This is a genomic window from Streptomyces sp. NPDC005955 (genome assembly GCF_042871255.1).
In the GTDB taxonomy this organism is placed as follows: domain Bacteria; phylum Actinomycetota; class Actinomycetes; order Streptomycetales; family Streptomycetaceae; genus Streptomyces.
This window is the reverse complement of sequence record NZ_JBIAIF010000001.1, coordinates 979,448-1,005,245: the sequence shown is the minus strand read 5'-3', so window position 1 is coordinate 1,005,245 and position 25,798 is coordinate 979,448. Positions and strand designations below refer to the sequence as shown.

Here is a 25,798-nt window from a genome sequence, read left to right as displayed (position 1 = left end):
GCGTGTGTGACGCGGGTACGGCGCGCCGTACCGGTGCCGGGTGGTGCTGGTGGGGGGTCGGTGGGGCCGGATCAGGCGACGCGGGGCCGGGGGGCGCCGCCCCGACGGGCCGCGTCGAGCAGCCCCCGCGCCGTCGACAACCAGCCGACGGCGACGATCCCGGCGGCGACGAAGAGCCCCAGCGTCCCGTTCAGCGGCAGACAGATCCCGATGGCGCCGCCCACCACCCACGCCATCTGGAGCAGCGTCTCCGAACGGGCGAACGCCGAGGTGCGGACGAACTCGGGCACGTCCCGCTGGATCAGCGCGTCGAGCGACAGCTTGGACAGGGCCTGGGCGAAGCCGGCGACCGCCGCCAGACACGCCACCAGCACCGCACCGAAGAACACGGCCGCCGTGATCGCCATGGTGAGCACCCCCGCGATCACCGTGACGATGATGACCTCCGGCGCCCGGGTGCGCAGCCACGCCCCCACCGTGGTGCCCAGCGCGTTGCCCGCCCCCGCGGCGACCCCCACGATCCCCAGGGACACCGCGGCGCTCTGCCCCGTCATCGGGTGCTCGCGCAGCAGGAACGCCAGGAAGAAGATGAGGAACCCGGACAGGCACCGCAGGGAGGCGTTCGCCGCCAGGGCGTGCGTCACCGCGGGGCCGACGGTGCGCAGGCCCGGCCGGCGGTCCTTGCGGTACGGGTGCCGCAGCCGCTCCGGGTCCGCGGTGAGCAGCGCCCGCGCCTCGCCCTTGGCCGAGTCGACCTTGGGCGGCATCCGGAAGGACAGGAACGTGCCCGCGACGAACAGCACGAACGCCCCGTACAGCGGCCAGCGCGGGCCGACGAGCTGGAGCCCCGCGCCGATCGGGGCGGCGATGCCGGTGGCGAGCAGCCCGCCGAGGGTGACCCGTGAGTTGGCGCGCACCAGCGAGAAGTGCGGCGGCAGCAGCCGGGGCACCACGGCGCTGCGCACCACCCCGTACGCCTTCGACGCGACGAGCACCCCGAGCGCCGCCGGGTACAGCTCCAGACCGCCCGTGATGACCGCCCCCGACAGCAGCAGCGCGAGGACCGCACGGGCCAGCATCGCCCCCGCCATCGCCGCGCGCCGCCCGTGCGGGAGCCGGTCCAGGAGCGGGCCGATCACCGGGGCGAGCAGGGTGAAGGGGGCCATCGTGATCGCCAGGTAGAGGGCCACCCGGCCGCGGGCCTCGTCGGTGGGGACGGCGAAGAAGACCGTGGAGGCGAGCGCCACGGTGATCATCACGTCGCCCGCGCCGTTGACCGCGTGCAGTTCGATCAGTTTGCCGAGCCCGGACTCGCCGGCGCCGTGCGCATGGGTGGCCTTGCGGATGCCCCGGGCGGTGCCCGTGAACGGGAGGTGCAGCGCGCGACCCACCGCGCGGCCGGCCCGTCGCACGGGGCCGGGCTCGCCCGGACCGCGGGACGACCTGGCTGCTGCCACCCCGTCATAGTGCCCCCAACCGGGTGCGCGTAGTGCGGATACGGCGTCCACCGGACGTGGCGTGGCCCACGTGTCACCCTGTTCGGAGGGGGGTACCGGAGGCGGCCGGGACGGTGCGCGGCACGGCCGGGCGGGGCGCACGGAGGTCTCGGCCCGGGAACGAACGCGTGCCGCACCGTACGCCGGTGTGGGCGCGGGCCGCCGGAGAGGGTAGCGTGCGTTACGCGCCTGCGGTGATCGGTCCTGGCCGCGCGCCTCTCGCTCATCACGCAGAATGGATGACACAGGTGCGCCCGGGTGGCCGGGCGCGGACGTCGACGCGGCCCACAGGTCCGCTCCGTCCGCGTTCCCGGTGGAACCGGTCCGCCGCCCGACAGGAGGGCGCACCCGTCAGTCGGCGTAGGAGAGAAGCGATACCCGTGACCGCAGCGACAACGCGAAGCCGCACCCCCGACCGTCAGTGCGCCGAGGCGGTCGACCTCGCCCGCACCGCCGCCGAGGAGGCCGCCGCGCCGGGAGTGGTCGGCGCGCACGTCGGGACGGTCGTCGAGGGCGACCGGGTGCTCACTCACCTGTTCGAGTGCAAGGACCCCGGCTACCGGGGCTGGCGCTGGGCGGTCACGGTGGCGCGCGCGTCCCGCGCCCGGATCGTGACCATCGACGAGACGGTGCTGCTGCCCGGCCCGGATTCGCTGCTGGCACCCGAATGGCTCCCTTGGAGCGAGCGGCTGCGCCCCGGTGACCTCGGCCCCGGTGACCTCCTGCCGACGGAGGACGACGACCGGCGGCTGGAGCCCGGGGTCCCCGAAGCGGTCGGGACGGAGCCGCAGGTCCCCGCGGAGGAGGCGCCCGGGGCGGCCGGTGACCCGCGGCTCGCCGGTGGGTGGACCGGGGCGGACGAACCCGCGCCGAACTCCGTCCGCTCGGCGGACGCCGAGGAACTCGCGGCGGCCGAGGACGCGGCCCGGGCCGCGGGCGGCGTCGACGGACCGCCGCCCGCCGTGCCGGTGGCGCCCTCGCGGGCCGCCGTCGCCTCGGTCGCGCGGGAGCTGGGGCTCGGACGGGCGCGGGTGCTGTCGCAGTACGGGTTGCGGGAGGCCGCGGAGCGGTGGGACCTGGCGTTCGGCTCGGCCACGCCGATGGCGCAGGCCGCGCCCGCGAACTGCGGTAGCTGTGGTTTCCTCGCCCCGCTGGGCGGGACGCTCGGTCAGGCGTTCGGCGTGTGTGCGAACGAGTTCGCTCCTGCGGACGGGCGGCTGGTGTCCCTCGCGTACGGGTGCGGGGCGCATTCCGAGGCGGCGGTCGTTCCGCGGAGTGTTCGGCTGGGTACGCCGGTGCTGGACGAGACGCGGGTGGAGGAGTTCCCCCTCCACCCGGTCGTGGACGGGCCCGACCCCGCGTAGCACGGTACGCCGCGCTGCGCTGCGGTTCCCCGCGTGCCTTGGGCGTGCGCTCGCGTGTGTTGCTCCCGTGCGGGTGCATCGTGGTCGCTCGCGCAGTTCCTCGCGCCCCTGTCGGGTGCGATCTGGCGGGTGTGCGCGGTTCTTGTGCGGGTGCGCTGTGGTCTTGCGCAGTTCCCCGCGCCCCTGTCGGGGGGCGACCTGGTGGGCTGGGCCCTGCGGGTGGGCTGTGGTTGCTCGCGCAGTTCCTCGCGCCCCTGTCGGGTGCGATCTGGCGGGTGTGCGTGGTTCTTGTGCGGGTGCGCTGTGGTCTTGCGCCGTTCCCCGCGCCCCTGTCGGGGGGCGACCTGGTGGGCTGGGCCCTGCGGGTGGGCTGTGGTTGCTCGCGCAGTTCCTCGCGCCCCTAGCGGGGCGCCCCGGTGGGTGAGGGACGGACCTGCGACGGCGAGCCGCACCCCGACAGGGGCGCGGGGAACTGCGCGAAGCGACAGCGCACCCCCACAGCCCAGCGCACGCCCACCAGGTCGCACCTGACAGGGGCGCGGGGAACTGCGCGAGCGACCACGACGCACCCGCACAGGAACCGTGGACGCCCACGAGATCGTGCCCCGACAGGGGCGCGAAGCGACAGCGCACCCGCACGGGGACCGCGCACGCGCAGCGGAACGCACCCGAAGGGGGCGCGGGGAACTGCGCGGGTAACCACAGCGCACCGCGCAGCGCAGCGCACCCCCCTGAGGGCCCCCGCCCCAGGGAAGACGGTACGTTCGGGCCCGCACGCCCGGAGCCACTGGCCGCGGGCCGAAGGACCAAGGACAAGGAGCCCCCCGTGACCCCGTTCGCGAGCCCCGCCGCCCCGGGACCCGGAGCCCCGGACCCCTTCGGCACGACCCGCCTCCGCCAGGAGGTCCTCACCGCGTGGCGCACCACGCCCACCCGCTTCCGCGAGGACGCCAACGCGGAGGAAGACCTCGCCCTCGGCGGCCACCGCGACCGCCTCATCGTGGAACTCGCGCAGAACGCCGCCGACGCCGCCGCCCGCACCGGCGCCCCCGGCCGCCTCCGCCTCACCCTCCACGACGACGGCACCCCGCACGGCGCCCTCGCCGCCGCGAACACCGGCGCCCCCCTCGACGGGGCGGGCGCCCTCTCCCTGTCCACGCTGCGGGCCAGCGCGAAGCGCGACACCCCGGCGGACGGCCCCGCGGACACCCCCGCGTCCGGCGCCGTCGGCCGCTTCGGCGTCGGCTTCGCCGCCGTGCTCACCGTCACCGACGAACCCGCCGTGCTGAGCCGCACCGGCGGCGTCCGCTGGTCCCTCGCCCAGGCCCGCACCCTCACCGAGGACACCGCCGCCGGCGACACCGCCCCCGGCACCCTCGCCGACGAACTCCACCGCCGCGAGGGCCATGTACCGCTGCTGCGCCTGCCGTTCCCGGCGGAGGGCACCGCGCCCGAGCCGTACGACACGGTGGTCCTGCTGCCGCTGCGGGACGCCGCCGCCCGGGAGCTCACCGAACGCCTGCTCGCCGGGGTCGACGCGGCCCTGCTGCTCACCCTCCCCGGCCTGGCCGAGGTCGTCGTGGAGACCCCGGACGGCACCGTCCGCACCCTCACCCGCCGCGCCGAGGCCCCGTACACGGTGATCGAGGACTCCCGTGACGGCACCACCCGCTGGCGCACCGTCAGCCGCAGCGGCACGCTGACCCCCGACCTGCTCACCGGGCGCCCCGTCGAGGAACGACTGCGCCCGCACTGGTCCGTCACCTGGGCCGTCCCGGTGGACGACGAGGGCGCCCCCCGCCCGCCGCGCACCGCGCCGGTGGTCCACGCGCCCACCCCCAGCGACGAACCCCTCGGCATCCCGGCCCTGCTCATCGCCTCGTTCCCGATGGACCCGACCCGCCGCCACACCGCCCCCGGCCCGCTGACGGACTTCCTCACCACCCGCGCCGCCGACGCCTACGCGGAACTGCTGGCCGCCTGGCGCCCGGTGGGCCCCGGCGTCATCGACCTGGTGCCCGGCCCGCTCGGCCGCGCCGAACTCGACGGGGCGCTGCGCGCCGCGATCCTGGAGCGGCTGCCCCGCACCGCGTTCCTGCCGCCGGTCGCCCGGACCGCCCCCGCCCCCGATCTGGACCTGGACGAGTGGGGCGGCGACGGGGAACGGACCCCGGAGGACGGACACGCCCTACGCCCCCGGGACGCCGAACTGGTCGAGGGCGCCGGCTCCGACACCGTCCGCGTGCTGGCCGAGGTGCTGCCGACGCTGCTCCCGGCCGGCCTGGAGCGCCGGGCGGAACTGCGCACCCTCGGGGTGGCGCGGGTGGCGCTCACCGACGCCGTCGACCGGCTGGCCGGCCTGGAACGCGACCCCGCGTGGTGGTGGCGGCTCTACGACAGCCTCGCCGGGGTCGACCCGGACCGGCTGACGGGCCTCCCGGTGCCGCTCGCGGACGGCCGGACGACGATCGGACCCCGGCAGATCCTGTTGCCCGTACCCGGCCAGGGCACCGGCACCGTCGAGGGACCGGACACGCCCGCCGCCCTGGCCCGGCTGGGCCTCAAGGTGGTCCACCCCGACGCCGCCCACCCGCTCCTGGAGAAGCTGGGCGCCCTGCCCGCGACCCCGCGCGCCGTCCTCACCACCCCGCAGGTCAGGGCCGCGGTCGCCGCCTCCCTGGACGACGAGGCGTGGGACGACCCGTACCTGCTGGACGACCCGGACCAGCCGGGTGCCGACGGGCCGTGGGGCGCGGAGCAACTCGCCGAACTGGTGCTCGGGTTGGTCCGGGACGCCCATCTGGACCCGGGCGACGAACCGTGGCTCGGTGCGCTGGCCCTCACCGACGAGGACGGCGAACCGGCGCCGGCGGCTGAACTCGTGCTGCCGGACAGCCCGTTCGCCCAGGTCATCCGGGAGGGCGAGCTGGCCGCCGTCGACGCGGAACTCGTCGAGCGGTGGGGCGAGCAGCCGCTGACCGCCTGCGGGGTCCTCGCCGACTTCGCCCTCGTGCGGGCCACCGACGTGGTGCTCGACCCGGACGAGTTGGAGCCCCGTGACGGGGACTTCGCCGAGCCGGACGACGCGGGTCTGCTGGACGCGGTCGACGTGTGGTGCGAGGACGTCCTCGACCGGCTCCCGCACACCCCGGTCCCGCCGGTGGCCACCGAACTCGTCGCGGTGCGCGACCTCGACCTGGTCGACGACGACCGCTGGCCGCAGGCCCTCGCCCTGCTGTCCCGCCCGCCGCTGCGCGACGCGCTCACCCAACCGGTGCGCGTCCTGCTGCCGGACGGCACCACCGAGTCCGTCCGCCCGTACACGGCCTGGTGGCTGCGCGGGCACCCGGTGCTGGAGGGCCGGCGCCCGGCGGGACTGCGCGCGGCCGGTTCGGACCCGCTGCTCGCCGGTCTCTACGAATCGGCCGACGCGACGGGCTTCGAGGACGCCCAGGTGCTGCGGGCCCTCGGGGTGCGGACCTCGGTGGCCGCGCTGCTCGACGAGCCGGGCGGCGCCGCCGAACTCCTCGACCGGCTGGCGGACCCGGAACGGGACGTCACCGCCGCCCAGTTGCACGCCCTGTACCGTGCGTTGGCGGAGCTCGACCCGGGGCAGGTGACCCTTCCGGAGGAACTGCGCGCCGTGGTCGACGGCCGGGTGACGGTGGTGGACGCGGCGGACGCGGTCGTCGCCGACGCCCCGGACCTGCTGCCGCTGGCCGCCGGGTTGCCGCTGCTCCCGGTGCCCCCGGCCACGGCCGCCGCGCTCGCCGAACTGCTCCAGGTGCGGTTGTTGGGCGCGGTGGTCGAGGCCGGCGTGCCGGACGACGGGGTGGTGCGGACGGTGCCGGAGCCGGTCCGTACGCTGCTCGGCACGGCGACCCCGGCCACGTACACGGAGCACGAGGAACTGACCGTCGGGGGCGCGGAGGTCGACTGGCGCCGCACGGCGGACGGGACCGTGCACGCGGCGACCCTGGAGGGCGTGGCGGCGGGTCTCGCCTGGGCGGCGGGCCAGTGGCCGCGACGGTTCGAGGTCGCCGCGCTGCTGGAGGACCCCTCGCGGACGGACGAGTTGGCGCGGGACCGCTGGTTCGACTAGACCGGTACGCCCCGTCTTGGGCTGATTCGCCGGGCGGGGCCCGGGCGAGAAATTCTTGTTAACGCGGCTCACACGGGAAAAAAGTGTGGACGACCGCAATCGTTCAATGGCATGGTGTGTGTTGTCAGTTGAGCCGACCGGCTCCGCAGACCAAGACGAAGTCGGGCTCCCGTAAGGCCCCGCGCCCCAGAATTGGGGGGTGGCGTGGAAGGCCCCGGGAGCCCCCGAACACCTGGGGAATCCATGCGCAAGCGCGTATCCGCCGTCGTGGCCACCGGCGCACTCGCCCTGACCGGCCTGGCCGTCCCGGCCGCGCACGCCGCTCCGGCCGCCGCCGAGGCGATCGAGCTCACGAACATCGAGGTCAACGGCGGCAAGGACGTCGTGATCGGCACGGGGAACAAGAAGTTCACCATCAAGTTCGACGCCAGCCACAGCTCGAACATCCAGGCCGACCCGTCGATCTCGGCGTGGAGGGGCGCGGACGGCATCCTCCTCCCGGACGGGTTCCTGCGCGACCAGTGCAAGTCGACCTCCCCGACCACCTCCTCCTGCACGGCGACGTTCAACGTCAACCCGCAGGACTACGACATCTTCAACGACGAGGCCGGGTCCTGGAAGACCGAGGTGTACATCACCTCCAAGGACTACGAGTCGGTCCTCGACAAGGACAACATCAAGAGCTTCAAGGTCCTGCGGGCGTCGAAGCTGACGGCCAACGCGTCGCCGGAGCCGATCAAGAAGGGCAAGACCCTCACGATCACCGGCGCCCTGACCCGCGCCAACTGGGACGAGGCGAAGTACGCGGGCTACACCAGCCAGTCGGTGAAGCTCCAGTTCCAGAAGAAGGGCACCACGACCTGGAGCACGGTGAAGACGATCAAGTCGGACAGCCGTGGCAACCTGAGGACCACGGTCAAGGCCGAGCGTGACGGTTCGTTCCGCTACGTCTTCGCCGGCACGTCCACCACCCCGGCGGTCAACTCGTCCGCCGACGCCGTGGACGTCACCTGATCTGACCCGGGGGTGACCGGTCCGGCGGCGCGGGCAAGCATCGGCCCGCTCCACCGGGACGGTTCCCCTTCGGCACGGTGACACCGGGCGCCGTCGCGGCGCCGGCCCCCGGCTCCGGCCGGTGGCGGGGAGCAGCCGCGGCGGCGCTCCCGCCGGTGAGGTGCCGGCGGGTCGAACGGGTGCACAGATTCGTACAACCATTCTCCTGGGTGGTGGGTCTGTTGGGGTGGAGTCATCGGACTCCGCGACCGACCGGGCCTGCGGGAGGCGGCACGCCCCGTGATGTGGGGGGTTGGTGTGCCGCACCGCCGGCCTATGAGCAAGTGGGGAAAACACATGCGCATCCGTGCCTCTGTCGCCGTGGCCACCGGCGCTCTGGCCCTTTCCGCCCTCTCCGTCCCGTCCGCGCAGGCCGCGGACGGCGGAGTGGACCTGCCGAAGGCCCAGGACATCGTCAAGTCCCTCGGCCCGTCCGCCTTCAGCTCGGGCGCCGGCAAGATCACCAAGGTCACCATCAACGGTGGCAAGAACATCGCCGTCGGCACCGCCAAGAAGAAGTTCAGCGTCGAGATTAGCGCTACCGACAAGAAGGGCGTCGAGTTCGCCCTCGGCTTCCTGTGGCGCGGCACCACCCTGGAGAACGCCACCGCCTCGCTGGGCCCCGAGGAGCCCACGAGCGAACCGTGCAAGTACACGGCGACCACCGCCACGTGCAAGTTCACCTACGTGGCGGACCCCAAGGCCGACCTGACCAACAAGGACGCCGGCAACTGGAAGTTCCTCGCCCTGGCCTTCCGTCCCACGGACCCCCAGAACCCCGATGACGACGGTCTCATCGCGGCGGAGGAGAACTTCAAGTCGGCCAAGGTCCTGCGGGCGGCGAAGCTGACGGCCAAGGCGACGCCGGACCCGATCAAGAAGGGCAAGACCCTGACGATCGGCGGCGCACTGACCCGCGCCAACTGGGACAACCTGAAGTACGCGGGCTACACCGCCCAGCCGGTGAAGCTCCAGTTCCAGAAGAAGGGCAGCGAGACCTGGACCACGGTGAAGACGATCAAGTCGGACAGCCGTGGCAACCTGAAGACCACGGTCAAGGCCGAGCGTGACGGTTCGTTCCGTTACAGCTTCGCCGGAACTTCGACCACTCCGGCGATCAACTCGTCCGCCGACGCCGTGGACGTGCGCTGACCTAGCGGCACCGGGCGCCGTCGCAGTGCGCTCCGGGCTCCGGCCCGGGGCGGGGAGCACTGCGGCGGCGCTCACGTGTGTCCGGCATCTGTCGGGAAAAGATGCATGAATTACTACAACCTTTTCCCGGGGTGCAGGTCTGTTGGGGTGGAGTCATCGGACTCCGCGACCGACCGGGCCTGCGGGAGGTGGTGCGCCCCGTGATGTGGGGGTGGTGCGCCGCACCGCCGGCCTATGAGCAAGTGGGGAAAACACATGCGCATCCGTGCCTCCGTCGCCGTGGTCACCGGCGCCCTGGCCCTTTCCGCCCTCTCCGTCCCGTCCGCGCAGGCCGCGGACCGCGAACTGGACTTCCCGGGAACCCCCGGCCCGTCCGCGTACAGCTCGGGCAGCGGCAAGATCACCAAGGTCACCGTCAACGGTGGCAAGAACGTCGCGATCGGCCTCGGCAAGAAGAAGTTCACCGTCGAGGTCAGCGCCTCCAACAAGGGTGGCGTCGGCGCCGCCGTCGCCGTCCTGTGGCGCGGCAGCACTCCCGAGACCGCCAAGAACTTCCTGGAGCCCCAGGATGCCGGCGACATCCCGTGCAAGTACACCCGGACGACCGCCACCTGCAAGTTCTCCTTCGTGGCCGACCCCAAGGTCGACCTGTCGAACGGTGACGCGGGCAAGTGGAAGGTCTGGGCCATGGCCGTCGACGGCAACGGGGACACCGTCGCGCTGAAGGAGAACTACAAGTCGGTCACCTTCCAGCGGGCGGCGCAGGCCACGGCCAACGCGACGCCGGAGCCGGTCAAGAAGGGCAAGACCGTGACGGTCACCGGCTCGTTGACACGTGCGAGCTGGGACAACAACAAGTACAACGGCTTCGCGAGCGGTTCGGTGAAGTTGCAGTACAAGAAGCTGGGCACCAGCCAGTGGAAGACGCTGAAGACCGTGTCCGCGGACAGCAGCGGCAAGGTGAAGGCGACCACGACGGCGACGAGCGACGGTTACTACCGCTTCCAGTACGCCGGTTCGACCACCACGGGTTACGCGGCTTCCGTCGCTGACAAGATCGACGTGCGTTGATGCTCGCCCACGCGGGTTGAGCGGCCCGTGACGGAGGGTTCCGTCGCGGTGGAGTGAAGCCGAGCGCTGTTCGGGGCGGGGCCCTTCGTAGGGGACCTCTGCCTGCCCCGGGCGGCGCTCCGGCGCATCCAGAGGGCGCGTACAACCATTGCGCGCGCCGGTGTGTCTATCCCGCGGAGCCCCTGGCTCCGCTCTCAAGTCTTCGGCCCCCGCGGCCGCACGCCCCCGGTCCCCGGGCACTGCGTGCGCTGCGTTCCGTGGGCCCACAGTGACAGGAACATGCATGAGAACTCGTGCCTTCGTCGCGCTGACGACCGGCGCCCTCGCGCTCACCGCCGTGACCGTTCCGGCCGCGCACGCTGCTGGCGGGTCCACCGGCCCGAAGATCAGCAACGTCTCGGTGAACGGCGGCAAGGACGTGGTGGTGGGCGTCGCCAAGAAGACGTTCAAGGTCAAGTTCACCGTGAAGCACAGCTCCCCCATCTACGACGCCATCGCGGCCATGTGGCGCGGCCCCAATGAGGCCGTGCCCGAGCGGATGATGTTCCCGGACATGGGCCTGGAGCACCCGTGCAAGAAGGTCAACAGCACCACCTCCACGTGCTCCTTCAAGCTGGTCGCCAACCCGAAGGAATCGTTCCCCGAGGGCGACCTCAAGAACGTGGACACGGGCCGCTGGAACCTCATGGCCCTGGTGGAGGACAGCAAGGAGAACGAGACCCAGAAGATGAAGGCCGCGACCGCGCTGGTGAAGCGTGCGGCGAAGGCCACGGTCAACGCGTCGCCGGAGCCGGTCAAGAAGGGCAAGACCCTCACGATCACCGGCGCCCTGACCCGCGCCAACTGGGACACCAACAAGTACGGCGGCTTCGCGAGCGGTGCGGTGAAGCTCCAGTTCAAGAAGAAGGGCACCAGCCGGTGGACGCCGGTCAAGACGGTGTCCGCCGACAGCCGGGGCAAGGTGAAGACCTCCGTCAAGGCGTCGGCCGACGGCAGCTACCGCTTCACCTACGGCGGTTCGGCCTCCACCGGTTCCGCCACCTCCACCGGGGACTTCGTCGACGTCCGTTGACGCTCACTGCTGCGGTGACGTGAGCCGGGCGCCGTCCGGGGCGGGACCTCTTCGGGGGACCTCTGCCGGCCCGGGCGGCGTTCCGGCGCATTCGGGGGCGCTCGTGCAACCATTGCGCCCTCTGGGATGTCTGCCCCTACGGAGTCTCGACTCCGCTGTGTCAGACCCTTGGGCCTCCGCGACCGCACGGCTCGAAACTGCCGGGGGGCAGCGTGCGTTCGTCGCGATGACGGCCCCACAATGACAGGAACACCTATGCGAACTCGTGCCTTCGTCGCTCTGACGACGGGTGCCCTGGCGCTCACCGCCGTGGCCGTTCCGGCGGCGCACGCCGATGACCGTCCCACCGGGTCGGCCCTGCCGTTCAGCTCCGCGTCCGCCGCTGCGGCCGCCGGCGGCCCGAAGATCAGCAACGTCTCCGTCAACGGGGGCAAGACCGTCACGGTGGGCGTCTCCAAGAAGACGTTCACCATCAAGTTCACCGCGAAGGACCCCAGCGGCATCAAGGAGGGCGTGGCTGCTCTGTGGCGCGGCGGCCCCGATGCGGACCGGGCCGAGAAGCTGCTGTCCCTCGCGGAGTACACCAACCTGGCGAACCTGTGCAAGCGGGTCAACTCGACCACCTCCCACTGCACCGTCAAGGTCCTCGCCGACCCGAAGGCCGCGTACCCCGAGGACGATCTCGACAACACGAACGCGGGACGCTGGAACACCGCCGTCTACGCGAAGGACAAGGACGGAAGGACGACGGAGAACCAGAGGTACGGGACCCACTACGTGAAGCGCGCGGCCAAGGCGACGGCCAAGGCGACGCCGGACCCGGTCAAGAAGGGCAAGACCCTGACGGTCGCGGGTTCGCTGACCCGGGCGAACTGGGACACCAACAAGTGGGCGGGCTTCGCCGGCCAGTCGGTGAAGCTCCAGTTCAAGAAGAAGGGCACCGGGACCTGGACGACCGTCAAGACGGTCTCCTCGAACAGCCGGGGCAAGGTCGAGGCGACGACCAAGGCGTCGGTCGACGGGAGCTACCGCTTCACCTACGGCGGTTCGACCTCGACGGGTTCCGCATCGTCCAAGGCCGACGCCGTCGACGTGACCTGACCGTCGCGGTGGCGTGAGCCGGGCGCCGTCCGGGGCGGGACCTCTTCGGGGACCTCTGCCCGCCCGGGCGGCGCTCCGGCGCATTCGGGAGGGGCGCGTGCAACCGTGGCGCCCCCTGGGATGTCTGTTCTTGCGGAGCCTCGTCTCCGCTGTCCCAGACCCTTGGGCCTCCGTGACCGCACACCTCGAACTGCCGGGGGCAGCGTGCGTTCGTCGCGATGACGGCCCCGCACCGACGGGAACATCTCATGAAGGCCCGCGCCTCGATCGCTTTGACGACCACTGCCTTGGCGCTCACCGCCGTGGTCGTTCCGGCCGCCCACGCCGATGACCGGCCCACCGGATCGGCCGCCGCTGCCGCGCCGAGTGGCCCGAAGATCAGCAACGTCTCCGTCAACGGGGGCAAGGACGTGACGGTGGGCGTCTCCCACCGGACGTTCACCGTCACGTTCACCGTGCGGGACCCCGAGGGGATCAAGGGGGGCATCGCGGCCCTGTGGCGCGGTGGCCCCGATGCCTACCGGTCGGACAAGCTGCTGGGTCCCGCGGACTACGCCACCCCGGAGAGCCAGTGCAAGCGGGTCGACTCGACCACCTCCCGCTGCTCGGTCAAGCTCCACGCCGACACGGACGCCCCGCCCGAGATGCCCGAGGACAACCTCCAGAACGCGGACGCGGGTCGCTGGAACCTGGTCGTCCGCGCAGAGGACCGGGCCGGAAGCGTGACCGAGAACCACAAGGTCACCACTCACCTCGTGAAGCGTGCGGCGAAGGTGACGGTCAACGCGTCGCCGGAGCCGATCAAGAAGGGCAAGACCCTGACGGTCGCCGGTTCGCTGACCCGGGCGAACTGGGACACCCTCAAGTACGCGGGCTTCGCCAGCAGCACGGTGAAGCTCCAGTTCAAGAAGAACGGCGCGACTCGTTGGGAGACCGTCAAGACGGTGTCCGCGGACAGCCGGGGCAAGGTCAAGGCGACGACCAAGGCGTCGGTCGACGGGAGCTACCGCTTCACGTACGGCGGTACGACCTCGACGGGTTCCGCGTCCTCCAAGGCCGATGCCGTCAACGTGACCTGACCGTCGGGGTGGTGCGGCTCGGGCGCCGTCCGGGTCCCCACACCCCTGTACCTCTCAACCATCGTGTCCCCCGCGGGGTCTTGGGACAGGGAGCCGTCCGGCTCCCTGACTCGACCGTCGGCCCCGGCCGTGCGCCCCGGAGCGGGGGGTGGCGTACGTCCCCGGTGGCCTGCACCGACAGGGGAAGAACGATGAGAAGTCGCGCCTTACTCGCACTGACGACGACCGCACTGGCGCTGACCGCACTGGCCGTACCGGCCGCCCACGCCAACGACGGCCCCGCAGCCGTTCCGGCGCCCGGCGAACCGCAGATCACCGACGTGTCCGCGAACGGCGGCCAGGAACTCGTGGTCGGCCTCACCCGCAAGACGTTCGACGTCACGTTCACCGCCACCGACGACTCCGGCATCGCCTACGGGCAGGGCGCCGCTCTGTGGTTCGACGCGGGCAGCCTGTACCGGGTGCTCCTGCCGTACGGCGTGCAGCCGATCTGCACGGAGGTCAACGCGACGACCTCCACGTGCGTCACCCGCAACATCGCCGACCCGAACCACCCCGACGACCGGCGCGACCTCACCAACGAGTTGGCGGGCCGCTGGGACGTGTACGCCGCTGCGCAGGGCCGCGACGGCGGAGTGACCGAGATCCCGCAGGCCGCCACGGTGACCTTCAAACGGGAGGCGAAGCTGAGCGTGGACGCTTCGCCGGAACCGGCGGGGCCCGGGGACGTCCTGACGGTCACCGGGGCCCTGACCCGCGCCGACTGGGACGCCAACAAGTTCCGTGGCTTCGCCAGTGGCGCGGTGGACCTGGAGTACCGCAAGAAGGGTACGGATGCCTGGACCACGGTGAAGACGGTCCAGGCGGATGCCCAGGGCAAGCTGAAGACGACCGTCAACGCGTCGGAGGACGGCTACTACCGTTACGTCTACGCCGGTTCACGGACCACCGCGGCGGTCGTTTCCCCCGCCGACTTCGTCGACGTGACCTGACGGTTCCCGCGCAGCCCCCAACGGGGCGTTCAGCTGGCGGTGCGCTGCTCGGTGCGGGTACGCGGTGGTCATCCGCGCAGTTCCCCGCGCCCCTATCGGTGCGTTCCGCTGAGCGTGCGTTGTTCGGCTCGGGGCGCCGTGGTGTTGCGCAGTTCCCCGCGCCCCTATCGGGGCCGTCCCGGCGGTGACGCCGTTCAGGGGCGCGGGGAACTGCGCGAAGGCGGGACGCACCCGAGCTGCACCGCGCACGGGAGCTGGACGCACCGAAGGGGGCGCGGGGAACTGCGCGGGTGAGCACAGCGCACCGCACCGAGCAGCGCACCCGCAGGGAGCAGCCGCGGCCTACGGGGGGAACCGCCGGTCGACCCACCGCCACGTACCCTCCAGCACCGCCCCCGCGACCCCCGCGATGCCCACCGCGGCCCACGGCATGGCCACCCCCACCAGGTCCAACGCGAAGAACCGCTGGAGCCACGGCACCACGAGCACCAGCCCGAACCCGCTCGCCATCGCGACGACCAGCCCCACCCGCCACCAGGTGTACGGCCGGGCGATGATCGCCAGCACCCACAGCGACACCAGGAAGAGCGTCAGGGTCGCCGCACTGGTCTCGGCCTCCAAGGACCCCGCCCCGGTGTAGTGGCTCCGGGCCAACGAGTACGTCACGAACGTGGCCGTCGCCGCGATGATCCCGCCCGGGATCGCGTACCGCATGACCCGCCGGACGAAGTGCGGCCTGGCCCGTTCCGTGTTGGGCGCGAGCGCGAGGAAGAAGGCGGGCACGCCGATGGTGAGCGTCGACAGCAGCGTCAAGTGCCGCGGCAGGAAGGGGTACTCGACCTGCGAGACCACCACCAGGATCGCCAGCAGCACCGAGTACACGGTCTTGACCAGGAACAACGTGGCGACCCTGGTGATGTTGCCGATGACCCGGCGGCCCTCCGCGACGACGGACGGCAGGGTCGCGAAGCTGTTGTTCAACAGGACGATCTGCGCGACCGCCCGGGTGGCCTCCGAACCGGACCCCATCGCGACGCCGATGTCCGCGTCCTTGAGGGCCAGCACGTCGTTCACCCCGTCGCCGGTCATCGCCACGGTGTGCCCCCGGGACTGGAGCGCGCCGACCATCTCCCGCTTCTGCTGCGGGGTGACCCGTCCGAACACGGTGTGCTCGTCCAGCACCGAGGCCATCGCGTCCCGTTCGGCGGGCAACGTCCGGGCGTCCACCGTGGCGTCGGCGCCCGCGAGCCCCAGCTTGCCGGCGACCGCACCGACCGACACCGCGTTGTCCCCGGAGATGACCTTCGCCCGGACGTCCTGTTCGGCGAAGTACCGCAGGGTGTCGGCGGCATCCGGCCGCAGCCGCTGTTCCAGGACGACCAACGCGGTGGGCCGGGCCCCTTCGGCGACCGCTCCGTCCTCCGGGGCGTCCAGTTCGCGGACGGCCCGGACCAGCAGCAACACCCGTAGGCCCTGCCGGTTCAGCTCCTCGGTCGCGGCGAGCGAGGGATCGCCGGCCGGCAACAGCACGTCCGGCGCGCCCAGCAACCAGGTACTGGACTCGCCGTCCTCCTCGTCGAAGCTCGCCCCGCTGAACTTCCGGGCCGACGAGAACGGCAGGGACCGGGTGCAGCGCCAGCCCGCGGGCACCGGATGCGTCGCGACGATCGCCTGGAGGGACGCATTGGGCCGCGGGTCGGACTCGCCGAGCGCGCCGAGCACCCGACGCACGTACGCCGGGTCGGCGCCGCCCAGCACCCGCAGTTCCGTGACGTCCATGCCGCCCTCGGTGAGCGTGCCGGTCTTGTCCAGGCAGACCGTGTCGACCCGGGCGAGCCCTTCGATCGCCGGCAACTCCTGGACGAGGCACTGCTTGCGGCCCAGCCGGATCACGCCGATCGCGAAGGCCACCGAGGTCAGCAGCACCAGCCCTTCGGGGACCATCGGCACGATCCCGCCGACCGTCCGGGCCACCGAGTCCTTGAAGTCGTTGTTCCGTACGACGAGTTGGCTGATGATCAACCCGGTCGCGGTCGGGACCATCATCCACGTCACGTACTTGAGGATCGTGGAGATCCCGGAGCGCAGTTCGGAGTGGACCAGGGTGAAGCGGGACGCCTCCTCGGCGAGCTGCGCCGCGTACGCCTCCCGTCCGACCTTGGTCGCCGTGAACGCGCCGCCGCCCGCGACGACGAAACTGCCGGACAGCACCGCGTCCCCGGGCCGCTTCACCACCGGGTCCGCCTCCCCGGTCAGCAGCGACTCGTCGATCTCCAACCCGTCGGCCTCGACGCACGTCCCGTCCACCACGACCTTGTCCCCGGGCCCCACTTCGATGAGGTCACCGAGCACGATGCGGGAGGTCGGCACCTCGACCGCGGCGCCGTCCCGGCGGACCGTCGGCCGGGCCTCCCCGATCACGGCGAGCGAGTCCAGGGTGCGTTTGGCCCGCAGCTCCTGGACGATCCCGATGCCGGTGTTCGCGAGGATCACGAAGCCGAACAGGCTGTCCTGGATGGGCGCGACCACCAGCATGATCGCCCACAGCACCCCGATGATCGCGTTGAAGCGGGTGAGGACGTTCGCCCGGACGATCTCCGCGAGCGAGCGGCTGCTGCGCACCGGGACGTCGTTGACCTCGCCCCGGGCCACCCGTTCGGACACCTCGGCCGAGGTCAGTCCGCCGGCCCGGACCCCGCCCGGGAGCGGAACGGGGTGCACCGGGTCGAGTTCGGCGCCCGCATCGATGTGCGTCATGGTCCGACGGTACGGAAGGAAGGCGCTCCGCACCCGTCGGGCACGGCAAAGGGCCGAGAACGATCCGCGGTCCGGCCCACCGGGTCCGGTCGGGCCGGGCGCTCGGAGTCGCGGGGGTGCGCGTCACGGGCCTACGAGGGCGTGCGCGCCGGCGTGTCAGCCCTGATCGTCCTGCACGGAGGTCCCCGCCGCGTCCCCCGGCGCCGCGTCCCCCGCCCCTGCGGCCTGCCGCGCCGCGTGCCGCTTGAGCGCGGCGTCCCGCTTGCGCACGTACCAGATGCCGATCAGCCCGAGGCCGGCGCCGGCCAGGCACGTCCACAGCCACCACAGATGGCCGTGCTCGTCGAACCAGCCGTAGAAGGGGAGCTGCACCAGGAAGAGGACGAACCACAGGATCGTGCCGCCCGTGATGGTGCCGACCACGGGGCCCTCCAGGGGCTCCGGAGCCTCGCGCTGGGGGGAACCCGCAGAAGGATCGGACATGCGGGGAGTTTATCGGGGGCGCCGCGACCCGGTCCGCGGCGTCCGGGGCGTCCGGGGCGTCGTCCGGGGACGGGGAGCGGGTAGGGCCCTACGGGTGGCCACCAGGTTGTCTACGCGCGGAGATAGCGTTCATGTGCCTCATATGTTCATACTGAAACGGTTCTCGACCGGCCCGTTTTATTCGTAGGAATCTACAACTGAGGTCCCGTATGTCCCCCTCGGCCACCGCTCAGGTCGACGCGTCCGGAGATTCTCCGGCCCCCAAGCCGCCGACCAACGGCCTTGACCGCTACTTCCGGATCTCGGAGCGCGGTTCCAGCCTGCCGCGCGAGATCCGCGGCGGCTTCGCCACCTTCTTCGCGATGGCCTACATCATCGTGCTGAACCCGATCATCCTGGGCAGCGCGAAGGACATGTACGGCCATCAGCTCGACAACGGTCAGCTGGTCACCGCGACCGCGCTCACCGCCGCCTTCACCACCTTGCTGATGGGGGTCATCGGCAACGTCCCGATCGCGCTGGCCGCCGGGCTCGGCGTCAACACGGTCGTCGCCCTCCAGCTCGCGCCCCGCATGTCCTGGCCGGACGCGATGGGCATGGTCGTCCTCGCCGGCTTCGTGGTGATGCTGCTGGTCGCCACCGGTCTGCGGGAGCGCGTGATGAGCGCCGTGCCGCTCGGGCTGCGCAAGGGCATCGCCATCGGCATCGGCCTGTTCATCATGCTGATCGGCCTGGTCGACGCCGGCTTCGTCTCCCGCATCCCGGACATCGCCCAGACCACCGTCCCGCTCACGCTCGGCAGCGGTGGCCACCTCATGGGCTGGCCGGTCCTGGTCTTCGTGCTCGGTGCGCTGCTCACCCTGGTGCTGATCGTGCGCAAGGTGCCCGGGGCGATCCTCATCTCGATCGTGGCGATGACCGTCGTCGCCGTGATCATCGAAGCGGTCGCGGACGTCCCGTCCTGGGGCCTCACCACCCCGAAGTGGCCCGGCAACCCGGTCTCCACCCCCGACTTCGGGCTGATCGGCGAGGTCAGCCTGTTCGGCGGCTTCGAGAAGGTCGGCATCCTCACCGGTGTGCTCTTCGTCTTCACCGTGCTGCTGTCGTGCTTCTTCGACGCGATGGGCACGATCATGGGCGTCGGCGACGAGGCCAAGCTGACCGACGCCAAGGGCAACTTCCCCGGCATCAACAAGGTCCTGTTCGTGGACGGCATCGCGGTCGCGGCCGGCGGCGCCTCGTCCTCCTCGGCCACCACCTGCTTCGTGGAGTCCACGGCCGGGGTCGGCGAGGGCGCGCGCACCGGGTTCGCGAACGTCGTCACGGGCAGCCTGTTCGGCCTGGCGCTGTTCCTGACCCCCATCGCCACGATGGTGCCGTCCCAGGCGGCCACCCCGGCGCTGCTGGCGGTCGGGTTCCTGATCCTTTCGGGCTCGATCCGGTCGATCGACTGGGACGACTACACGATCGCCATCCCCGCGTTCGTGACCATGGTGATGATGCCGTTCACCTACTCGATCACCAACGGCATCGGGATGGGCTTCATCACCTTCACCGTGCTGCGGGTGGCCGCGGGGCGCGCCCGTGAGGTCCCGGTCGCGATGTACGTGGTGTCCGGCGTCTTCGTCTTCTACTACCTGATGCCCGCGCTCGGGCTGCTCTGAGTCGGTTCCGTCCGTGCGGGACGGTAGAGGCCGGTGGTCGCCCTGGTGGCGCCACCGGCCCCGTTCGTTCCGGGGGCGGTCCGCGCGGCGGCGTTGCGCAGGGCGGTGAGCGGGCCGCCCGTTCCCGTGCCGCTGACGGTTCCGCCGTTCGCGCGGGGGGCGGTGCTCGTGGCGGACCCGGTGGCGGGTCTCGCCCCGGCGCCCGTGGTCGGCCCTCCGCGCGGGGCGGACTCCCTGCCCGGTGCGGACCCCGGACTCCTAGCGGGCCCCGTACCCCCGGCACTCCCGGCGGACCCCGTACTCCCGGACTGAGTACTCCTGGCGGACCCGGCGTCCGCGGTCGAGCCGGCACCCGGGTGCGGGCCGGGACCCGGGGCGGAGGCGTGCCCCGCGGTGGAGCCGGGCCCCGGGGCGGACCCGGCAGCCGGGGCGGAAACGGCACCCGCGGCGGAACCGACAGTCGCAGTGGCGCCGAGGCCAAGGGTGGCGCCGGAGTCAGGAGGGGCGCCAGGGGCTGGGGCGGTGCCAGGGGCGGCGCCGGGATCGGGAGGGGTGCCGGGGGGCGGGGTGGCGCCGGAGTAGAACCGTTCCGTCTCCTCCACCGCCGAGCGGAACCTTTCGTCGAAGTCGTCGCGCACGAGCGTCCCCATCACGTAGTCCTGAACGCTCATGCCCCGTTTCGCCGCATGGCCCCGGAGCCGCTCCAGGAGCTCCCCGTCTATCCGCAGGCTCAGTACGTGTGTCCCCATGGTGTGAGGGTCCGGGCCGAGGGGGTAGGTTGTATCACTTTCCGGCATGCGCTCACCCGTACGGGTGACGAGTAGGCGGCGTGTCCGGGATCACCGTGTAGACAGTGGTGTTTAGGTAAGGTAATGAGTTACGCTAACAACATGCCTGACCTTACCCATGGCGACGATGCGGCGGCGGTCAACGCCCTCCGCTCGTCGGTCATGCGACTGTCCCGGCGGCTCAAACACCAGCGGGTCGACGAGTCGCTCAGCCCGACGGAGATGTCGGTGCTGGGCACCCTCGCCCGCTGCGGATCCGCCACCCCCGGCGAGCTGGCCCGCAAGGAGCACGTCCAGCCGCCCTCGATGACCCGCATCGTGGCGCTCCTGGAGGCCAAGGGCCTGGTCAGGCTGGAGCCACACCCCGACGACCGCCGCCAGAAGGTGGTCACCCAGACCGAGCAGGCCGAGGCCATGCTCGAAGAGAGCCGCCGCCGGCGCAACGCCTGGCTGGCCGGTCTGGTCGAGGGCCTGGACGAGGACGAACGAGCCAAGCTGCGCGCCGCCGCCCCCGTACTGGAGAAGCTCGCACACCTGTAGTACCGAGCCGAGGAGGCGAATCTTTTTGAGTACGGGATCCGGAGCAGACTCCGCCCCCGCACCGCACACCCACTCCGACCCCGCCGCTCCTCCCGGTACCCGACGCACCCCCGCCCGTGCAGGCAGGTTCGGGTTCCGGATCCGGCGACCGTCGCGCCGGCCCGCCGCCGGACGACTCATATCCCGTACCGCCCCCGCCCCCCACGCGCAGCGGCCCGCCGCCGATGCCGCCGACGGGGCACCCGTGTCCCTGGTCAAGGCCACCGAGCCCACGGGGGCCGCCGGAGCGGACCGCGGTCGGGGCGGCACCTTCTCCTCCCTCGGCATCCGCAACTACCGGCTGTTCGCCATGGGCGCCGTCGTCGCCAACGTCGGCGTCTGGATGGCCCGCATCACCCAGGACTGGCTGGTCCTCAGCCTCACCGGCTCCTCGACCGCCGTCGGGATCACCACGGCGATGCAGTTCCTGCCGATGCTGCTGTTCGGCCTCTACGGCGGGGTCATCGCCGACCGCTTCCCCAAGCGGACCGTGCTCTTCCTCACCCAGGGCGCGATGGGGCTCGGCGGACTGTTCCTCGCCGCCCTCACGCTGAGCGGACACGTCCAGGTGTGGCACGTGTACATGACGGCGCTGTTCACCGGACTGGTGACCGTCGTCGACAACCCGACCCGGCAGTCGTTCGTCTCCGAGATGGTCGGCCCCGGGCAGGTCCGCAACGCCGTCGGCCTGAACTCCGCGAACTTCCAGTCCGCACGGCTGGTCGGCCCCGCGGTCGCCGGCGTCGTGACGGCCGCCTTCGGCCCCGGCTGGGCGTTCCTCGCCAACGGCCTGATGTTCCTCGCGCCACTGCTCGGACTGGCGCTGATGCGCACCTCCGAACTGCACCCCACCCCGCGCCGGCCGCGCGGCAAGGGCGAACTCCGCGAGGGCCTGCGGTACGTCTCGCGGAACCCGGAGCTGATCTGGCCGATCGTCCTGATCGGCTTCGTCGGAACGTTCGGCTTCAACTTCCCGATCTGGCTGAGTGCCTATGCGCACGACGTCTACGACGGCGGCTCGGGCATGTACGGACTGTTCAACACCCTGATGGCGTTCGGCTCGCTGGTCGGCGCGCTGCTCGCGGCCCGGCGCGCCAGCACCCGGCTGCGGATGCTCGTCGCGGCGGCGGTGCTGTTCGGCGCCCTCCAGATCGTGACGGCGTTCGCCCCGTCGCTGTGGACGTTCCTGCTGCTGCTGGTGCCGATCAGCATGCTGGGCCTGACCGTGAACGTCACCGCCAACTCGTTCGTGCAGCTCGCCACCGACCCCGAGATGCGCGGCCGGGTGATGAGCCTGTACATGATGGTCTTCGTCGGCGGCACCCCGCTGGGCGGCCCGCTGTTCGGCTGGCTCACGGACGCGTACGGGGTGCGGTTCAGCTTCGCGGTCGGCGGCCTCGTCTGCGCGGTGTCCGCCCTGTTCGTCGGGCTGATGCTGGCCCGCGCCGCGGGGCTGCGCGTCCAGGTCGACCTGCGCCGCGGCCACCAGCACGTCCGGTTCGTGCCCCGACGGGAGCTGGCCACCGCGGCGTGAGCGCCCGTTCCGGAGGCGGGCCGGGCCGGCGACACTGGGGCGCATGAGACTCTACGCCGGCGTACTGCCCCCGCCCTCCGTGACCGACGAGCTCGGCCGGGCGGTCGACGCGCTGCGGGGCCTGCCCGGGTACGAGTCGCTGCGCTGGACGGGACGGCCCGGCTGGCACCTCACCCTCGCGTTCTACGGCGAGGTGCCCGAGGAGTCCGTCCCCGAGCTGACGCAACGGCTCGCCCGGGGCGCACACCGCTCGGAACCGTTCACCCTGGCGCTCACCGGGTCCGGCACCTTCGGCGGACGGTCTCTGTGGGCCGGGGTGAGCGGCGACACCCGGGCGCTGCGGCTGTTGGCCGACCGGGCGGAGGCGGCGGGGCGCCGGGCCGGGCTGTCGCTCCGGGAGCACCGGCGGTTCCGCCCCCACCTCTCGCTCGCCCGGAACCGGGACGGCGCCGCCGCGGGCGTCGACCTCGCCCCGTACCTCGACGGGCTCGCCGACTTCGCCGGTGCGGCGTGGACGGTGCGCGAGCTGACGCTGGCCCGCAGCAACCTGCCCACCGGCGGCGTGCCCGGGGCGCGGCCCCGGTACGAGACGGTCGCCGCCCTGCCCCTCGGCGCCGCCGGTTAGGCTCGGGGGTGTGGACCCGAAGACCCGAAACCGGATCATGGCCGGTGTGCTCGTCGTGATGTTCCTCGTCGTCGCCGTCGCCTCGGCGGTCGGCGGGTAACGAGCCGTACCCCGGCGGTGGCCGCCCGTGCGGGGTTGCGCGCGGGCGGCTCCGGCGTGCGCGGGTCGCGGTGAGCGTTACCAGGCGAAGGCTTCCGGGGACGGGCCCGGGCCGGGGAACAGGGACTCCAGGGACTCCAGCAGGTCGTCCGGGAGCTCCAGGGACGCCGCCCGCAGCGCCGACACGAGCTGTTCGGAGGTGCGGGGGCCGACGATGGGGCCGGTGACCCCGGGGCGGGTCAACAGCCAGGCGAGGGCCGTGTCACCCGGTTCCAGACCGTGCTTGTCGACGAGGTCCTCGTACGCCCCGATCCGTTCCCGCACCGCCGGGTCCGCGAGGGCCTGGGCCGCCGTGCCGGACACCCGGCGACCGCCCTCGGCCTCCTTGCGCAGCACCCCGCCGAGCAGCCCGCCGTGCAGCGGTGACCAGGGGATGACCCCCAGGCCGTACTCCCGGGCGGCGGGGATCACCTCCATCTCGGCGCGCCGTTCGAACAGGTTGTAGATGCACTGCTCGCTGACGAGCCCCAGCCGGCCGTGGCGGTCCGCGGCCTCGTTCGCCTGGGCGATCTTGTAGCCCGGGAAGTTGGACGAACCCGCGTACAGGATCTTGCCCTGGGCCACCAGGACGTCGATGGCCTGCCAGATCTCCTCGAACGGGGTGTTCCGGTCGATGTGGTGGAACTGGTAGAGGTCCAGGTAGTCGGTCCGGAGGCGCTTCAGGCTGGCGTCGACGGCGCGCCGGATGTTGAGCGCGGACAGCTTGTCGTGGTTGGGCCACGCGGTGCCGGGGTCCTGGCTCATGTTCCCGTAGACCTTGGTCGCGAGGACGACCTTGTCCCGGCGGTCCCCGCCCTTCGCGAACCAGTTGCCGATGATGCTCTCGGTGCGGCCCCTGGGCTCGCGGCCGTACGCGTTGGCCGTGTCGAAGAAGTTGACGCCCGCGTCCAACGCGGCGTCCATGAGGGTGTGGCTGTCGGCCTCGTCCGTGTAGGGGCCGAAGTTCATCGTCCCGAGGACCAGCCTGCTGACCTTGAGTCCCGTGCGTCCGAGCTGCGTGTACTCCATGGTTCACCAGCCAACGCGGTCGGGGCCGCTCCCCGCAAGGGCGCCGTGCCGCGGGGCGTCGACGGGGCGGGGCGGGTCAGACCCGGCAGTGGGCGATGTTGACGACTTCGCGATAGTCCGAGACCACGGGGCTGGCCATGGACTCGCGGTGCACGACGACCACGCGTCCGTAGGGCCAGGTGAGGTCGGTGCGCAGCTTGTGGTTTCCCTGGGTGCACCCCGCGAACATGATGCTGCGTCGCAGATCGGTGTGGTCGAGGCCCTCCTCCCCGGTGTTCACCAGGGGGCCCATGGTGAGGAACATCGTCTGGGCTTCGGGGTTGAACGTCACGTGCAGACCGTCCGGCGGTTCCTGGACCCTGCGGAACGACTCGCTCGTCTCCTCGGAGAGGGAGGCGGCGATCTTCCGCTCGGAGGCCGTCATGGCGTCGCGGGCGTCCGACCACTCCTGGAGGCTGGGCTCCGCCCGGTCACTGCGGGTGTAGGCCGGCTGCGGTTCTGCGGGGGGAGCGGCCGCCGTGGCGCGGTCGTCGGCGACCGTGGCCGCGGGGCTCGGCACCGTTCCGAGCGGAGACGAGGAGGCGGACGCCGCGGGCGCCACTGTGGTGGTGGGGGACGTTCGATCGCCCCGGGACGCGGGCTCCTTCTGGGGCGGGAACGCGAAGACGGCGCCCGCCACGACGCCTGACAGGCCGATCGCCGAGGCACCGACGAGGGTGAACCGGCGGGCTCTGCCCGATGACCCGGGCGCGGGCCAGGCTTCCGCCTGCTGGAGGGGAACCGGGTGCCAACCGTCCGTCACCAGGTCGTCGACGGGCGTGGGTGACGCGCCCTGCCGAGGCAGTACGTGCGTGTCCTGGGCTTCGAGGAGCCGTACGCAGTCCTCACGCAGGGTGGGTGCGGCGGGTCGGTCCTCCGGCTCCTTCGCCAAGGCGCGTGTCAGGACGAGCCGTAGGTCGTCGGGGAGGCCGGAGAGATCGGGGTCCTGTGACATCACCCGGAAGGCGACCGCGTCCGGCGCGCCGGTTCCGAAGGGGTGACGTCCGGTGCCGGCGTAGGCGATGAGCGCGCCCCAGGAGAACACGTCCGACTCGGTACTGACGGCGCCGGTCCGGTACTGCTCGGGACTGATCCACCCCGGGGTCCCCGTCAGTACGCCGGTGCGCGTCACGGACGTTCCGTCGAGGGCGTGGGCGATCCCGAAGTCGAGCAGACGCGGACCGTCGGGGGAGAGGATCACGTTGCCCGGCTTGATGTCCCGGTGGATCACGCCCGCTTCGTGGACGGCTGCCAGCGCGGCGGCGGTTCCCACGGCCAGGGCGTGCAGCGTCGCGCCCTCGACGGGTCCGTGTGCGGTGACGTAACGCTGGAGCGTCGGGCCCGGTATGTAGGCAGTGGCGAGCCACGGCCGTTCGGTGTCGCAGTCCGCGGCCAACACCGGCACGAGACACGGCCCGCTCACCCTGCTCGTCAGCGCCACCTCGCGCCGGAACCGCGCACGGAACTCCTCGTCCTCGGCTTGGGCGGGGTGCACGACCTTGACCGCCAGGCGGCGCCCGCTGCCGTCCAGGGCGGCGTGGACGGTGCCCATGCCACCGGAACCCAGACGGCCCACGATCCGGTACGGGCCGATGCGGGTCGGGTCTCCGGGGAGGGCGGGGAGGACACGGGCGGTCATAGGGGTTCCTCTCAGGCGCCGGAGCCCACGGGACGTGGCGT

At 72.2% G+C, this 25,798-nt stretch carries 18 protein-coding genes and 1 pseudogene; 13 read left to right on the top strand and 6 right to left on the bottom strand.

Going from position 1 to position 25,798, the window contains the following annotated elements; translation table 11 throughout:
• Positions 1 to 71: 71 nt before the first annotated feature.
• Positions 72 to 1,457, bottom strand: a complete 1,386-nt coding sequence (locus tag ACFYOU_RS04260) for an MFS transporter (RefSeq protein WP_385489533.1) — start codon at positions 1,455 to 1,457, stop codon at positions 72 to 74.
• 419 nt (positions 1,458 to 1,876) lie between these two features.
• On the opposite strand from ACFYOU_RS04260, the gene ACFYOU_RS04255 reads away from it, so the two are divergent.
• From ACFYOU_RS04255 to ACFYOU_RS04215, 9 genes are all read left to right on the top strand, one after another.
• Positions 1,877 to 2,860 carry a DUF3027 domain-containing protein gene (locus tag ACFYOU_RS04255; protein ID WP_391303458.1) on the top strand — a complete coding sequence of 328 codons (984 nt, stop codon included), beginning with the start codon at positions 1,877 to 1,879 and terminating at the stop codon, positions 2,858 to 2,860.
• A gap of 826 nt (positions 2,861 to 3,686) precedes the next feature.
• Positions 3,687 to 6,962, top strand: coding sequence for a sacsin N-terminal ATP-binding-like domain-containing protein (locus tag ACFYOU_RS04250; RefSeq protein ID WP_391303456.1), 3,276 nt, complete (start codon positions 3,687 to 3,689; stop codon positions 6,960 to 6,962).
• A gap of 243 nt (positions 6,963 to 7,205) precedes the next feature.
• On the top strand, positions 7,206 to 7,976 hold the full coding sequence (locus tag ACFYOU_RS04245; protein ID WP_391303454.1) for a calcium-binding protein: 771 nt from the start codon (positions 7,206 to 7,208) through the stop codon (positions 7,974 to 7,976).
• Between the two features lie 336 nt (positions 7,977 to 8,312).
• Positions 8,313 to 9,167, top strand: a complete 855-nt coding sequence (locus ACFYOU_RS04240) for a calcium-binding protein (RefSeq protein WP_391303452.1) — start codon at positions 8,313 to 8,315, stop codon at positions 9,165 to 9,167.
• Positions 9,168 to 9,422: 255 nt separating this feature from the next.
• Positions 9,423 to 10,238 (top strand): calcium-binding protein, encoded by an 816-nt coding sequence (locus tag ACFYOU_RS04235; RefSeq protein ID WP_391303450.1) that lies wholly within the window; start codon positions 9,423 to 9,425, stop codon positions 10,236 to 10,238.
• 283 nt (positions 10,239 to 10,521) lie between these two features.
• The gene (locus ACFYOU_RS04230; RefSeq protein WP_391303448.1) at positions 10,522 to 11,310 is read left to right on the top strand and encodes a calcium-binding protein; all 789 of its coding nucleotides are present in this window, start codon (positions 10,522 to 10,524) and stop codon (positions 11,308 to 11,310) included.
• Between the two features lie 255 nt (positions 11,311 to 11,565).
• The gene (locus ACFYOU_RS04225) at positions 11,566 to 12,411 is read left to right on the top strand and encodes a calcium-binding protein (protein WP_391303446.1); all 846 of its coding nucleotides are present in this window, start codon (positions 11,566 to 11,568) and stop codon (positions 12,409 to 12,411) included.
• A 248-nt stretch (positions 12,412 to 12,659) separates the two neighbouring features.
• The gene (locus ACFYOU_RS04220) at positions 12,660 to 13,490 is read left to right on the top strand and encodes a calcium-binding protein (RefSeq protein ID WP_391303444.1); all 831 of its coding nucleotides are present in this window, start codon (positions 12,660 to 12,662) and stop codon (positions 13,488 to 13,490) included.
• Positions 13,491 to 13,681: 191 nt separating this feature from the next.
• A complete protein-coding gene (locus ACFYOU_RS04215; protein ID WP_391303442.1) occupies positions 13,682 to 14,482 on the top strand; it encodes a calcium-binding protein in 801 nt (266 codons plus the stop codon).
• 342 nt (positions 14,483 to 14,824) lie between these two features.
• Here ACFYOU_RS04215 and ACFYOU_RS04210 read toward each other — a convergent pair whose 3' ends face one another.
• Both ACFYOU_RS04210 and ACFYOU_RS04205 read right to left on the bottom strand, forming a co-directional pair.
• Positions 14,825 to 17,239: an HAD-IC family P-type ATPase gene (locus ACFYOU_RS04210; RefSeq protein WP_391303440.1), complete on the bottom strand. Its 2,415-nt coding sequence runs from the start codon at positions 17,237 to 17,239 to the stop codon at positions 14,825 to 14,827.
• A 156-nt stretch (positions 17,240 to 17,395) separates the two neighbouring features.
• Positions 17,396 to 17,722 carry a DUF2530 domain-containing protein gene (locus ACFYOU_RS04205; RefSeq protein WP_391303438.1) on the bottom strand — a complete coding sequence of 109 codons (327 nt, stop codon included), beginning with the start codon at positions 17,720 to 17,722 and terminating at the stop codon, positions 17,396 to 17,398.
• A gap of 209 nt (positions 17,723 to 17,931) precedes the next feature.
• On the opposite strand from ACFYOU_RS04205, the gene ACFYOU_RS04200 reads away from it, so the two are divergent.
• Positions 17,932 to 19,386, top strand: coding sequence for an NCS2 family permease (locus tag ACFYOU_RS04200; RefSeq protein ID WP_389765763.1), 1,455 nt, complete (start codon positions 17,932 to 17,934; stop codon positions 19,384 to 19,386).
• 578 nt (positions 19,387 to 19,964) lie between these two features.
• On the opposite strand, the pseudogene ACFYOU_RS04195 reads toward ACFYOU_RS04200, so the two are convergent.
• Positions 19,965 to 20,135: pseudogene (locus ACFYOU_RS04195) on the bottom strand (ribbon-helix-helix protein, CopG family); the annotation flags it as partial.
• Positions 20,136 to 20,276: 141 nt separating this feature from the next.
• Here ACFYOU_RS04195 and ACFYOU_RS04190 point away from each other — a divergent pair.
• The 3 genes from ACFYOU_RS04190 to thpR are packed head-to-tail and all read left to right on the top strand — an operon-like array spanning position 20,277 to position 22,912.
• Positions 20,277 to 20,714: a MarR family winged helix-turn-helix transcriptional regulator gene (locus ACFYOU_RS04190; protein ID WP_387010770.1), complete on the top strand. Its 438-nt coding sequence runs from the start codon at positions 20,277 to 20,279 to the stop codon at positions 20,712 to 20,714.
• A 25-nt stretch (positions 20,715 to 20,739) separates the two neighbouring features.
• A complete protein-coding gene (locus ACFYOU_RS04185) occupies positions 20,740 to 22,287 on the top strand; it encodes an MFS transporter (protein ID WP_391303435.1) in 1,548 nt (515 codons plus the stop codon).
• A gap of 43 nt (positions 22,288 to 22,330) precedes the next feature.
• The gene (gene thpR, locus ACFYOU_RS04180) at positions 22,331 to 22,912 is read left to right on the top strand and encodes an RNA 2',3'-cyclic phosphodiesterase (RefSeq protein ID WP_391303433.1); all 582 of its coding nucleotides are present in this window, start codon (positions 22,331 to 22,333) and stop codon (positions 22,910 to 22,912) included.
• A 177-nt stretch (positions 22,913 to 23,089) separates the two neighbouring features.
• On the opposite strand, the gene ACFYOU_RS04175 is transcribed toward thpR, so the two are convergent.
• Both ACFYOU_RS04175 and ACFYOU_RS04170 read right to left on the bottom strand, forming a co-directional pair.
• A complete protein-coding gene (locus ACFYOU_RS04175; RefSeq protein ID WP_391303431.1) occupies positions 23,090 to 24,079 on the bottom strand; it encodes an aldo/keto reductase in 990 nt (329 codons plus the stop codon).
• A gap of 76 nt (positions 24,080 to 24,155) precedes the next feature.
• Entirely contained in the window at positions 24,156 to 25,757 is a 1,602-nt protein-coding gene (locus ACFYOU_RS04170; RefSeq protein ID WP_391303429.1) for a protein kinase, read from the bottom strand.
• Positions 25,758 to 25,798 lie beyond the last annotated feature (41 nt).

Excerpts from the sequence above, each read along its gene's own strand:
- ACFYOU_RS04245 (WP_391303454.1), top strand. The coding sequence starts at position 7,206 with ATGCGCAAGCGCGTATCCGCCGTCGTGGCCACCGGCGCACTCGCCCTG.
- ACFYOU_RS04240 (WP_391303452.1), top strand. The coding sequence starts at position 8,313 with ATGCGCATCCGTGCCTCTGTCGCCGTGGCCACCGGCGCTCTGGCCCTT.
- ACFYOU_RS04235 (WP_391303450.1), top strand. The coding sequence starts at position 9,423 with ATGCGCATCCGTGCCTCCGTCGCCGTGGTCACCGGCGCCCTGGCCCTT.
- ACFYOU_RS04230 (WP_391303448.1), top strand. The coding sequence starts at position 10,522 with ATGAGAACTCGTGCCTTCGTCGCGCTGACGACCGGCGCCCTCGCGCTC.
- ACFYOU_RS04225 (WP_391303446.1), top strand. The coding sequence starts at position 11,566 with ATGCGAACTCGTGCCTTCGTCGCTCTGACGACGGGTGCCCTGGCGCTC.
- ACFYOU_RS04220 (WP_391303444.1), top strand. The coding sequence starts at position 12,660 with ATGAAGGCCCGCGCCTCGATCGCTTTGACGACCACTGCCTTGGCGCTC.
- ACFYOU_RS04215 (WP_391303442.1), top strand. The coding sequence starts at position 13,682 with ATGAGAAGTCGCGCCTTACTCGCACTGACGACGACCGCACTGGCGCTG.
- ACFYOU_RS04210 (WP_391303440.1), bottom strand. The coding sequence starts at position 17,239 with ATGACGCACATCGATGCGGGCGCCGAACTCGACCCGGTGCACCCCGTT.
- ACFYOU_RS04205 (WP_391303438.1), bottom strand. The coding sequence starts at position 17,722 with ATGTCCGATCCTTCTGCGGGTTCCCCCCAGCGCGAGGCTCCGGAGCCC.
- ACFYOU_RS04200 (WP_389765763.1), top strand. The coding sequence starts at position 17,932 with ATGTCCCCCTCGGCCACCGCTCAGGTCGACGCGTCCGGAGATTCTCCG.
- ACFYOU_RS04190 (WP_387010770.1), top strand. The coding sequence starts at position 20,277 with ATGCCTGACCTTACCCATGGCGACGATGCGGCGGCGGTCAACGCCCTC.
- thpR (WP_391303433.1), top strand. The coding sequence starts at position 22,331 with ATGAGACTCTACGCCGGCGTACTGCCCCCGCCCTCCGTGACCGACGAG.
- ACFYOU_RS04175 (WP_391303431.1), bottom strand. The coding sequence starts at position 24,079 with ATGGAGTACACGCAGCTCGGACGCACGGGACTCAAGGTCAGCAGGCTG.
- ACFYOU_RS04170 (WP_391303429.1), bottom strand. The coding sequence starts at position 25,757 with ATGACCGCCCGTGTCCTCCCCGCCCTCCCCGGAGACCCGACCCGCATC.